This is a genomic window from Bacillus sp. TH50 (assembly GCF_016650565.1).
In the GTDB taxonomy this organism is placed as follows: Bacteria; Bacillota; Bacilli; order Bacillales; family Bacillaceae_G; genus Bacillus_A; species Bacillus_A mycoides.
The window spans coordinates 885970-899784 of record NZ_JAEKFM010000003.1 but is presented as its reverse complement, the minus strand read 5'-3'; the positions used below and the strand labels follow the sequence as shown (position 1 = coordinate 899784).

4 protein-coding genes are annotated in these 13815 nt (G+C 34.4%); all 4 read left to right on the top strand.

Annotation, left to right across the window (positions count from 1 at the left end; all coding sequences use genetic code 11):
- The first annotated feature begins 3 nt into the window (after window positions 1–3).
- The 4 genes from JFU23_RS04705 (at window position 4) to JFU23_RS04690 (ending at window position 13813) form a co-directional block, all read left to right on the top strand.
- Window positions 4–1335: a hypothetical protein gene (locus JFU23_RS04705; RefSeq protein WP_201031495.1), complete on the top strand. Its 1332-nt coding sequence runs from the start codon at window positions 4–6 to the stop codon at window positions 1333–1335.
- A gap of 15 nt (window positions 1336–1350) precedes the next feature.
- On the top strand, window positions 1351–3087 hold the full coding sequence (locus tag JFU23_RS04700; protein WP_201031494.1) for a hypothetical protein: 1737 nt from the start codon (window positions 1351–1353) through the stop codon (window positions 3085–3087).
- A 21-nt stretch (window positions 3088–3108) separates the two neighbouring features.
- Window positions 3109–6951: a hypothetical protein gene (locus JFU23_RS04695; RefSeq protein ID WP_207193091.1), complete on the top strand. Its 3843-nt coding sequence runs from the start codon at window positions 3109–3111 to the stop codon at window positions 6949–6951.
- Window positions 6952–8389: 1438 nt separating this feature from the next.
- Window positions 8390–13813: a hypothetical protein gene (locus JFU23_RS04690; RefSeq protein WP_242483489.1), complete on the top strand. Its 5424-nt coding sequence runs from the start codon at window positions 8390–8392 to the stop codon at window positions 13811–13813.
- Window positions 13814–13815: the final 2 nt, after the last annotated feature.

Below are 13815 nucleotides of genomic sequence, written 5' to 3'. Positions count from 1 at the left end.
AAAGTGGCGTTTATTGAAAAGGTATTTCAAGAAGGAAGTTTTTTAGATGATCTTGTAAATCTAGCAACTAGTAACGGATGGACAAAGGTTAAAAAGTTTCAAAAGGCGGGGTATCCTTCAGAATTGTTAAGGAATTCGGGTAGTAGTGACGCATTATACCGATTTGGAATTGCGGAACATACAATTATTAAAAATGCAGAAGGGACTATGTATGGATTAGTCCAAATCGCATCTTGGGATATTGCTAAAAAGGATATTTCGTATAAATTTAATACGGAAGAGGATAAAGCGGAGTTTATTAAGGATGCAAAATTAAGATATAGTAGAAATCTTGATCGTTCCTGTTTTTATGTTTATATGATTGAAAAAGAACCTGTATTTAAAGATGGGACAGCGACAGTAGTAGCATTTGATTATTTCCTAAAAATGTTAATAGATGTAGAAGTGAGTAAAACAGATGTTGTTATAAAAAATGGCTCTACAATTATAGAATATACTGATGCTAATACGGATGTTATGATGTCACCGTTTGTAAAAATTACATTACGTAACCCGAATTTAGAAGGGGTTGATGTGAAAACAAATTGGTGGCCTGATTCATTAGTTAGAGTGACTGGCCAAGTAGATAAGGATCGTGTAGTTTTATTAATTCAAGCAGATAATACACCTGCATTTGAAAATAATGTAGTTCCGGTTACACCTTTATACATGGGCAAAATTGAAAGCTATGCGAAAGATGATCAAATTGGTGACGCACTTTGGGCTGGGACAGCATTTGATACAGGTACAGAAAATAGCTCACATGCATTTGATTTTAATGATAAGAAACCATATAGAAATGTGAATGATAGCTTGCCAATTTTAAAAACGTATCCTAAATCACCAGGTAATGGTATTGATAACGTTATTATTAAGCGTTCGCGATTAGGGGCTAGATATCAAGCTCATTATATTGCTTGGAATGTTGCTCCAAATGAGATGCCGCCTGATAGAAAAGGAGTAAATGGTGGTCAATATCCACTAGCTTGGCAGTCTCATGATAATGATGAATATAAGTATCAATTTAATCCTTCGGTATATAGTGGTCGTGTTCATACATCTCGTGCTTATATTGTTCATCCAGATGAAGGTGTGCGAGGTTTCTTACCTCATATGGTTTTACTATCTCCTTTAGGATTATTGAATGGGGATAAGTTAAAAGTGCGAAAGAATACTTGTCCAGATACATTTGATATTTATCGTTTTTATAATGTTGATGCGATTTCGCCAATTACAAAAAGACCAGCGACACCATATCGTCCAGCTGGATTAGGAATTTATGAGAAGTCAATGTAAAGGGGAGAGAAAAACATGTGGTTTGATAAAGTAGCTTATTTACAAACATTACCAGTTGAATTAGAGAAAATGATTACAGAGCGAGGATGGAGTCGAAAGTTATACTTTAAAATTAGAAGTGGTATCAATAAATTTATTGATGTGCGATTATTTGAATCGTTAGGTAGCGATGGAGAATGGCGCAGATTTGGAGTGGCAAATGCTTATGATACGAGCGATTCTGATTTCACAGATGGTAGATTTATTCCTGTGGATTCTCCATTAGGAAAGCTAGGTATGGGAGATGGAGTGAAAAAGGAATTTCAAATTCCGACATTTCCTGTAGTTGAAAGTTCTTTATTAGTGTATGTAAATAGCATTTTACTAGAAAAGGATAAATATAAAGTTGATGCTAAAGCGGGGAAAGTTATTTTTAATCAAGCGATTGCAAAAGGAGATAAAATCACCTGTGAGTATCGATTAACAAATGATGCATACGAACCGAATAATGATATGATTTTCTTTACGTTTAACCAGTATTTTATTGAGAAGGAAGTAAAGTTATCAGATGCTGAAAGTGATTTAGGAAACGGTACCGGTTCGAAAAAAACATTTAATTTGCCATTTTCAAATTTTGATGAAAATCGTTTTATGGTTTATAGAAATAATCAGATGGTTGATCCGGGGGAATATACAATTTCAGATACAGCAATTGAATTTCAAACTGCCCCAAAAAGTTCCGAGAACATTAAATTTTCTGGAGTGTATTTTCTAGCACCAAAGGCAGACGGAACGTTAGATACTTTAGTAGCGAAGACATCATTTGACGTGCAAAAAATGGAAAGTATTATGGCTGAAGTATATTCTACAGTTAATTTTGTAAACCCTTCGCCTTATACACCAATTAGTTTTACACCAGACGCTCGTTTTACAAAAGATTGGAAACGTGATTCTGTCGTTTATATGTATGGAAATGCAAACAAAGACCGTATTGTTATGTTTATGCGTGTAGATCCAACACCAAGTCCTGTTCGGGCATTATTTGTACCGTTATATATTGGAAGAATGTACGCATTTGATAATGCACCGCGTAAAAACACTGTAATTATTGGTGGTTGTCGTAACGGAGATCAATATAATTATGCGCCTAATAAAAAAATTGGAAATGCAAATTTAGACTACGGAGAAAATACAGGTAATGGAAATGATTCTGTATTATTAGCTCAATCATACACAGGTGCAATGTATCAAAAACATTATTTATCATTTATTACTCACGATATGGATATTGATAGTGGACAAGGTCGATTTAATCCATCTGTCTATAGTGGGAAATATCATTTATCACAGATTTATATTGTTCATCCTAATGATGGATATGTTGGGAAATTAGATGATGTCTATGCTGTTCACCCAAAAAATATTCAACAGGCCGATGAATTGGAAATTGAAAAGGAAGTTACAAGTGAATCTTTAGGAAAAGGAAATGGAATGAGAAAAGTTTTCCATTTAGAGCATAAACCGAAAGCAGGAACACTTAAGTTGTTCAATGCATGTACTCTAGTTCCTAATACTGACTTTATTTTAAATGAAGATGATAAAACAGTGACGTTTAAAGAAATCCCAATTAACGGGGTAGAGATTACAGCAAGTTATGAATTTGCACAATTATATCGTTATACGTTGCCGACTACCGCAGTCTCTCCGATGACACAAGCGAAAGCAACGCCATTTAATCCGATTGGTCTAGCTATTTATAAAGAAGATATTTAATCATTAATCATATAAGGGGGAATGCAGAGAGTGAGTGAGAAAATTTATTCTATTGCTTCCCCTTCTTTATGTACGAAAAAGAAGAGTCATGTTGTTTCGATTCCTTTGGGATCAACAATGAAGAAAACGTATAGTCTCTCGCTTTCTGTTTTAAATCCTTTTGTAAAAAATGCGAATAATTTTCCAGTCAGTTTGCCGCCATATTCAAGATTCAAAGCTGTTAAGGAAGAAGATGCTGGGGTATTTGCAACCAAAATAGTAAAGGGAAAAGGTATATTAACAGACCTTGTTGTAGAGGCAATAAGGCAAGTTGAGGTGACTGCTAATATTGCTAAAGTGGATATTGCAAACCTAATGCGGAGTATCAACATGGAACTGTTAAGCATACAGGATTCTAAACCGCTTAAAGAAATTCTTGCAGATGTTCATTATTATCAGAGAGCAATGCAACATGACCGAACTTTTGATATGGAACATATGGAAGGGAACAATGGAAGCAGATTAGATACAAAGTATGCAGATGTAACAGAAATGTCTAGTACAAATCGTAAGATATATAAAGCAGGTAATATGCTTCCAATTGAGCAAGAGAGAGTAAAACAGAAATTACGAGAATTTGCAACCAATGTAGATGAAATACCGCGATGGGTACAAGTTGCACGTATTTTATATGGCGAAGGATTTTATGAAACAATATTGACTGAAAGAAGAGAAAAAGAAATATGTAGTACTTTAGTTAGAAATGTGGATCATGTAGAGATTAGCCAAAAAGAATTACCTGTACAAGATATAAGTGATTTTGAGCTTTATAATAACATGCCAAGAGAAGTAACTACTTCATATGAGGAATTTGATTTATTTACTGATACAGGGATTCCGGTTTATATGCCAGATTATGATTTGTTTGCTCGTAAACAAAGAGAAATACAGACTCGTAATATAAATTACAATACAGCGAATAGAAATGCCATTCAGCGAAATGGTGAAATGAATTATTTTGAATTTGTAAATAGAAAAGCGCTGAAGATAGATGGAAGATTTATTAATATAGAAGATTTAGAACGTAAAAAGTTAGAACTTCAAACTAATGAATATGATGTGTCATTTGCGGACCGCATAATGGAAGACATATATACATATGGTGGCCATGTATATAATAACGCTCAAAAACTATTAATAGAATATGATACATCTCACATAGAAATGAATGACATGAATCATATAACGCATGAATATGAAAGTAAATTCATAAGTGGATATGAGCTATTGGAAAGACAGTACCATTCTAATGAGGTAAATTTAGTAGAAACATTGATGGTATCAAGTCAAGATAATTTGTACATGGATTATAATCTTCCAGAAATGATACACAGTGATGTGCTCACAAAAGAAGTAGAAGTAAAATTAGCTGAAGACGAACAAGTTAATAAGAAAACGAAACATGTATGGACTGAATATATACACCATGAGGAAATGGACCTAATACATAAACAATTATTTGGGACTATTCAAGATAACTATGAATTTGCTAGTAGACAAATCAAAAAATTGACCGGATTTTATGAGGAATTTGATCTGTTTAATAGTTTAGGAATCCCAGTTTATATGCCAGACTATGATTTATTTGCTCGTGTACAGAGAGAACTACAAGCGAAACAAATAACAGTTGATTCAGCTAAAAGAGACATACGTTCAGTATATGGTAATGTTCGTGATACGGATCTAGCAGATAGAAGAATGCAAGAGAAAGAGGGAGTCTTTTTTGATGTAGCTGCTATAGATAGAAAAGTATTACAAATGGAAGTGAATGTACCTTCTTATGAGTTTTCTAATCGAGTTATAGATGAGCAAGAAGCAATAGGTATATATGGATATGAACGTTTTAATCGAGTAAATGGACAGTATCATACTGCTCAAGCGGATATATCTTCCATGGATCGGATTCTAGATGAAATAGAAACTCCATGTACAATTGTCTATGAATTAGCAAAGCGCAACCTTCACGAGTTGTTAGTGGAGGATGATAGAGTAGCGGATTCTGTATTGTATGATCGATTGTTTATAAGTGAAGAAAGTAATGAACCAATAACAAGTGAAAGAGTTAAAGTCGATATTGTAACAGAATGTATTAGTCCTGTAGAGTTTACAAAGCAAGAACAATTGATAGCACATAATGAAGAAGGATATGACATTGTTAATAGACACGTAAAAGAACAGGATTCTCGTTACGAAGAATTTGATCTTTTTGATTTAATAGGAACTCCAGTTTACTTACCGGAGTATGATTTGTTCGCAAGGATTCAAAGGGAATTACTAACGAATATAGAGACAGCTGAAATAGCAAATAGAGAAAATAATATAGAAGCAGAAATTAATACGGTTGATTCGATTGGTAATCTAGTGAAAGAAGTAGCAACTAATATAATTGATAGTAATGATATAGGACATATTGAGAAAGAGTTACAAACTAGTATTGAACAATATGAAACCGCAACGAATGATAAGAATTGGTATGCAGAAAGTATTATATTTGATCCGATGGCAAAGCGTGTGCCAGAAATAGATACGCATATAATCGCTACTGATCAACTCGAGAGAATAATAAAAGAACGTAATACAAATGTAATCAAGGATGAAGAGCTAGAACGACTTACGAAACAACTCATAATGAAAATTAAGCATTTTGATGATATGCGACAAATTAATAATGAGTACGAGTCAAATATTTTTGAAACAGACGAATGGCAAAGAAAATTAGATAATAAAGCATCAATACACGAATATGATGTAAGTGAATTTGAAAGAGAACTAGCTAGTGAAGAAATCCGTACAACTTTAACGAATAAGTACAATACTTTTAATACTACTATTGGTCACATAGAACAATCCAGCCGAACAGTAGACAGCGAAAGTATACTAGTTGAAAGTGATACTTTTGTATTAGAAAACGAGCTAGAAGCATCGTATGAAGAGTTTGATCTATTCGAAGGATTAGGGATTACGGTTTATTTACCAGATTATGATTTGTTTGCAAGGATCCAAAGAGAATTACAAACAAATATAGATACGTATGAAATAATGAATAAAGAAAATGAAACAAGAGCAGAAATTAGTTCATTCTATCAGTTTGGTAATGTCATGCAAGAAGTTGATGCGACTGTTGCAACGATAGATAATGTAAAAGTCGTAAGAGAATTAGCTGCAAAAATGATTGATAAAGAGAATTTTAAAATCATTGACAGAGAGTTACAGATTAGTATTGAACAATATGAAACCGCAATGAATGATCGAAACTGGTATGTAAAGAATATTACATCTGCCCCAATGGAAAAGCTTATGAAAGAGGCAGAGGCAAATATAGTAGTCACGGAGCAATTTCATAAAGGTGTAAGAGAATTTAATACAGATGTAGTGAAGAATGAAGAATTAGATCGTACAGTACGAAATGTAATGATGAATATTGTGGAATTGAAGGATATGCATCGGAATTCAGTTGAAGAGGCTTCAAATATTCATGAGCTATATGAATGGGAAAGAAAATCAAATCATAAAGCATCCATAAATACATACGGTGTGTTTGAAAATGTAAGAGAATTATCTAGTATAGAGATCCAAACAACTCCAGTGAATAGAAGAGATCTCGTTCATACGAATATAGATGAAATAGAACAATTTAATCACATTTTAGACAACGAAAGTATACTTGTTGAAAACGATACGTTTAAATTAGAAAATATCTATCAGGCAGAAGAACCGGTTGAATTTGAGGAAAGCGATATATTAATCGAAGAAGAACCAAAAATATGGTTAAAACATAGCCGGGAATCTTGGTGGAATAATTGGAATTGGAAGAAAACGAGATAATAAAGTAGAGTGCTAGATTAGCTTTTATTTAATTATATTATATCGAATATTCGTATTTTAAATGTCTTTTAATAAGTAAATTAGTTCCTTTCTGTTATGCATGAAATATTTAAATTTATTGATCCATCAAGCTGTTAGTACAAATAGTTAGGGCATAGTAATTGCTACTGATGGAGCAATTGAAATTATTTTAAGATAAAAATGGAGAGGTGATATGATGGTGAGAGTATTAACTCAGCCCGAACCAGGGTGGCAGCGTATTGATGATAGTGATAGGAATATTATCTTTGAAGGAGAAAATTGGCTTAGTGGATACTCTAAATATTCTGATGATTATTCGAAAACATTCCACTATAAAGAGTCTAGTCACCCATCAAACCTAGTATATATTAAATTTTCTTTTGTAGGTACTAAACTTCGCATTATTGGGCTTGCCAATAATGGTGGTTATGATAGCTATGCAACAATCACTATTGATGGTAATCCTGAGAGATTAGATTACTATGCATGGGAGGGAAAAAGGCAAGCTGTTATATATGAGAAAATAAATCTTAATAAAGGGCCGCATACAGTAACGATTCGAGGTATATACTTAAATCTTGATGCAATTGATATCGATTCAGATGGTTATGTGTTTACACCAAAAAAAGTAGGGGAGATATTAGATAAACCTGATCCTGGTTGGAATCGTTTCGACGATGCTAATCCATTAATTAAGTATGGTGATGGTGCTTGGAATAGAGTAACTGATGATAGGTACTATAATAGTACAGTGGTATATTCCGTTACCAAATCAGTTGTAGAATTTTCATTTAAGGGTACAGGTGTCAGACTTGTTTCTAAAAGTGTTAATTTAGGTTATGGACCTGTAGATATAACAATCGATGGTGCCAAAGAATCGTATAATCCAGTACTAGGTTCAGATAACTGGAAAGTTCTACTTTACAATAAAGAAGGTCTAAAAAATGAATTTCATTCAGTTAAACTTGAGGGTCCTGAAGGAATTATAATGGATGCTATTGACGTTCTTGATGGAGAATTAGTGAAAACTGCTAAAGTAGGTGACGTTCTGCTTCAACCTGAAATTGGTTGGAAACGAATTGATGATACTGATGTTAATATTAAGTATTCAGGTAATTGGACGTTAATAGACAATCTTCCTGACTACCACAATTCTACCGCTCGATTTAAGCATGCAAAGCAAAGTTCGGTTGACAATAGTGCTATGTCTGCAACATTCAAGTTTAAAGGAACTAAACTTCGAGTTATCGGTGTTTCTAATAACACTTACGATAGAGATGCTCAAATAATAATTGATGGTAAACCTGAAACAATTAGCTTTTATGCTGATAGAGATGTTTCACCGACTAGAGTACTATTATTTGATAAGCAAGGTTTAACTGATGAAATTCATACTGTTGAGTTAAAGGGTGTATTCATGCACCTAGATGCTATTGATATTGATGAAAATGGGTCAATGGTACCACCTGCTAAAGTAGGGGATGTTTTACTTCAACCGGAAAGTAGATGGACTCGATTCGATGATAGACATTCATTGATTAAATATGGTTCAGGTACATGGGAGCTAGCAACGGATTCTAGGTACTACGATTCAACAAATACATTTTCTAGAGTTAGTTGTGACATAGAATTTAGCTTTAAAGGAACTGGTTTGCGAATTGTTTCTAAAATGATTACTACTACTTCCGGTTATGGTCCTGTAGATGTATTAATTGATGGGGTTACTGAGAAATACAGTATTACAGGTTCTTCAGACCAATGGCAAACACTTCTATATGAGAAACAAGGATTACCAGACGCAGTGCACTCAGTTAAGGTAGTAGCCCCTAACGGTATCATAATGGATGCTATTGACGTTCTAGGTGGAGAATTAGTGAAACCACCTGCTAAAGTAGGAGATCAGTTACCTGAACCTGAAAGTGGTTGGAAACGATATAAACACCAAGATGAAAATTTTGTATATACGGGTGTTTGGGGACTATCCGGTGGTTCTGCAGAAGAGCTATTCCATTATGCAAATCCAAATAAACCTGAATATTCAGTTGAGTTTGTGTTTGTAGGAGAATCATTAAGAATTATATGTCCTAACAGATCAATCGATAACGATTCTATGGTTATCTCAATTGATGGTAATGAGGAAACGTATTCATTAAGAGGAACAGACCGAAATTTCGTATTGGTTTATGAGAAGCAAAACTTAGAAGTTAAAACACATACAGTTGTTATTAAATCAGCTAAGCCTGAAATTGTTTCATTCTGGGGTATTGATATTGACAGCGAAGGATACTTAGTGAAAACTGCTAAAGTAGGTGACGTACTAAAACAACCAGAACCTGGTTGGAAACGCATTGACGATACGGACAATTCTTTTAAATATGTTGGTGATTGGTGGAAGGCAGGTATTACTACTCCTGAATGGTTTAACGATACATTCCACTATGTTGATGGAGGTTCAGGGGAAGTACAATACCAATTTTCAGGAACCAAACTTAGAGTTATCGGTTGTGTACATGAGGCTCAGCATCGAAGTAACGATATTAAGATTATAATCGATGGTAAAGAGGAAGTTTACAGTGAGCAAGCTAATAAAGTTGGTTATCAAACATTGGTTTATGAGAAACTCGGTTTAGCAGAAGGTGTTCACAATGTGGTTATTAAATCTGGAACTAATTCGCCTTTTCCGTTAACTTTTGATGCTATCGATATAGATGAAAAAGGTTCAATTAGTAAACCTACTGCTAAAGTAGGTGACATTCTGTTACAACCAGAATCCGGATGGAAACGAATAGATGATACTGATAGCAATATCAAGTACACTGGACCATGGCAAGGTGCAGGTTCAACAAGTAGCGGTTACTATAATAATACAATGAGATACAAAAATGCATCATCTGGTTCAGGACCTGTTTCGTGTGAGTTTACATTTACAGGAACTAGCATTCGAGTAATCGGTGCTATTATGAATAGTTCTCAATACTATAAAGGTCCAATAACTATCACTATTGATGGTATAGCTGAAACATACACAATGAATGACCCTAACCGAAATGACCGTCAAGTTCTATTATACGAAAAACTAAATTTATCACATGGAAACCATGTTGTTAAAATCGAAGCACAAGAAAATCTTATTGACGCTTTTGATATAGATGCGAATGGTTCAATTGGAAAACCACCAGTTACCGTAGGAGACGAACTGTTACAACCAGAAGAAGGCTGGAAACGAATTGACGACAATGATACAAATATTAAATATGCTGGTAACTGGCAACTCTTTTCTGATAGCTCTAATTATTATAATAGCACCATTCATTTCAAAAACAGTTCTCACGGTACTGAAGTTGCAACCGCTGAATTTGAGTTCATAGGTACTAAACTTAGACTAATCAGTTCAATTCAAGCAGCTTATGACAAAGAGGTAACCATTACAATTGATGGAGTTACTGAGAAATTTAGTTTGTATAAATCAACAACTCAATTACAGACATTGGTTTACGAGAAATTAAATTTACCTTCAGGTACACACAAAGTAAAAATTGAAGGTGTAACTGTCATGCTTGATGCTATTGACATTAATGCAAATGGTTCAATGGTGAAACCGACTATTAAAGTAGGCGACGAACTAAAACAACCCGAATCAGGCTGGAAACGAATTGACGATACCGACCCATCATTTAAATATCGAGGTAAGTGGGAAAATGGAGCACATACCAGTCATTATAATAATAGTTGGCATTATGTACCAGCCACAGAATCAAATGGTTTGATTGAATTCAATTTCTACGGAACTCGACTACGTATTATTTCACTATTAGATGTGGATGTTGCTAATGACATGTCAATTACAATTGATGGTGTCACTGAACAGTATAGTGGGGAATCGTCTGTTAGGATATATCAAGGTCTTGCTTACGAAAAGTTAGGTTTAACTAAAGAGTTGCATACAGTTAGAATTCAGTGTGGAACGAAGAGTGTGTTTTATCGACTTTTCTTAGATGCAATTGATATTGATAGTGACGGATATATTGAAAAACCGCCTGTTAAAGTAGGAGACCAATTGTCACAACCGGAAGCTGGTTGGAAGAGGCTTGACAATACCGAACCTAACTTTAAATACCGAGGTACATGGTACCAAGGTGCATCTGCTCAGTGGTATAATAGTACTTATCACTATGTGAAAGATAATGATTCTTTAGGTGCAGTTGAATTCGATTTCTACGGAACTCAACTTAGAATTATTTCTTGCTTTGATGTATCAGCATATCGTTCAGACGATGTTTCAATCACGATTGACGGAGTTACTGAAAAATATAGTGAAATAGCATCAGCTAATATAGGTCAAGTATTAGCTTATGAGAAGTTAGGCTTAACTAAAGGGAAGCATAGAGTTAGAATTCAATGTGGGTCAAAGGGTACTTATCGTCTTAACTTTGATGCAATTGATATCGACCTAGATGGTTATATTGAATGGCCACCTTATAAGATTGATGATATCGTAACATCTCCTGAACCTGGTTGGAAACGATTCGATGACAATACATCTGAAATCTTATATGATGCTAACTGGGACAAGAATGTTGCGTATCCAGGTGCTTACGGTGGGAAGAGTACACGTGCTCATAAAGGTAAAAATTCAAGTTTTCGATTTAAATTCAAGGGTACTAAATTTAGATTGATTGTTGGTTGTTCTACTACAGAATTTTATTCAGATAAAATATCGGTAAGAATTGACGACTTACCTCTTGAATTCTTTGATGCTAATGCACCTGCTGATACTAACCAAGTCTTGAAATATGAAAAGTTTGGTTTAGAAGATAAAGAGCATGAGGTTAAGGTTAAAGTTGAAACAAGCCGACCTGGTGCTTTATCTTATGACTATCGTTTTGATGCATTAGACATTGATGATACAGGAAGTCTTATCAAGATTAATACAATAGGAAATGTGTTAACTGAACCGGAAAAAGGTTGGAAACGAATTGATGATAATGACCCTTTAATTCGATATATCGGTAACTGGAAACTAACCACGGGTAATGATAAGCACTACAACAAGACAACTCATTACAATCTCGACAAGACACTTGACACGAGTTTCGAATTTGAGTTCGTAGGTACTAAACTTAGACTTCTAGCTTATGGCGACAGTGGTTACGATGCAACTTCTAAAGTACTTATTGATGGTAAAGAAGAAACTATGGTTTACAATAGTCCTTCAGGTAACCAGGTAATACGTTACGAGAAAATAGGTTTAGACCGTGGCAAGCATACTGTAAAAGTGATTGGTAAAGCTATGTCATTAGATTCCATTGACATTGACGCTGACGGATACTTACTTGCTAGATTAGGTGACAAGTTAGTTGAGCCTGAACCTGGTTGGGTACGTTTCGATGATACTCATAAGAATATTGAATACAACGGTTTCTGGAAAACAACTGAAGCTGATGTTAGTTGCTACAATAATACTCATCATTGGAAGAGTAAGGAAGACAATAACGATAGCACTATATCAGCTAGATTTTTATTCAAGGGTACTAAGTTCCGATTAATTAGTATGACAAGTCCATCTTATCCGGAAGACATTGAATTGAAAATTGATGGCCAAAAGGAAATCCTTAAACTTTCAGGAGAAGATATGCAATACCAAACACTTGCATATGAGAAGAAAAACCTTGAAGATATGATTCACGTTATTGAGTTATCAGGGAAATACATCAGTATCGATGCTATTGACTTAGAAGAAGGTGCAACACTATTAAAACTACCTGATGAGAAATTAAAACCATATCAAATAAGAAGTGGTTTAATCTTTAAGGATGATTTTGATACGTTCGATTCCAGATGGATTGCATCTCCTGTCGGTAGCTATTCTTTAATTGATCGAAAAGGATATTTTAGAATGCTACACAATGTTTCGCGTGACACATTATTACTTGCAGATCTTCCAAATGAGAAAGAATTTGCATTTGAAGTATCTGCTGATTATACGCCAACCCATGAAGATGACAAAGGCGGTATTATCGTTTGGAAAAACGGTGAGGAGAATATCGAGTTCTTAGAAACAGAAGATGGTACTCGAGAAACAACTGAATTGAAGTGGATGGCGTGCAAAGATAATGAAGATTGGACGTTTTTTTCTGATTATGGCGAAGGTTTTAATTTTTACGACTCAGATAGAATGAACTGTAGTAAGTTTGGTGTTGTATTAAAAAAAGGATCGAATTCAAAATTTGTAAATCTTGATATTGATTCCATTATTGCTACAAGAGGAAGAAAGTTAACCATTGCTAATATAGCGCCGAATATAAGTGTGCAGATGGAAGATGAATTTGGGGGAATTATTTTCAATGGAAATACAGGGTATAACACTGGTATTCAAATTACTCTCCCGTCACTAGAATTTACAGGTAAAGTTATTTTGACAAATGTAGAAGGTAAAGAATTAGGTGTTATTAAGACTACATTTTATGGTGGAGATGTATATGGATTCGGATCTAATTTAGAAATTAAATTTTCAGGTGAGGAGCTTTCAACATTAGCACAAACTCGATTGCCAGATATGATATCAGGGAAATCAGAAATTATGCTAGAACTTGTGAATCCTTCAGTTGCACGAGCGAATAATGTGAATTTAAGTATTGCTCAATATGAAGATAAATTTGGATGGTCATGGGCGGATCTTGCGTTAGACAGTAATGGTAAACCAGGTCAATATCAAGATAGTATCAAGATTCCTTATGTAGATCCGGAAAATACAATGAAGTTTTGGTTAAAAGTAACAAAGGGAACAGATTATGTTGGGCTTGCTCCATTACAATTTCAAATACATCTTGAACATGAGTAGTT

What these genes read in the sequence shown, in the direction of transcription:
- JFU23_RS04700 (WP_201031494.1), top strand. Translation starts at nt 1,351, where the DNA reads ATGTGGTTTGATAAAGTAGCTTATTTACAAACATTACCAGTTGAATTA.
- JFU23_RS04695 (WP_207193091.1), top strand. Translation starts at nt 3,109, where the DNA reads ATGCAGAGAGTGAGTGAGAAAATTTATTCTATTGCTTCCCCTTCTTTA.
- JFU23_RS04690 (WP_242483489.1), top strand. Translation starts at nt 8,390, where the DNA reads ATGCACCTAGATGCTATTGATATTGATGAAAATGGGTCAATGGTACCA.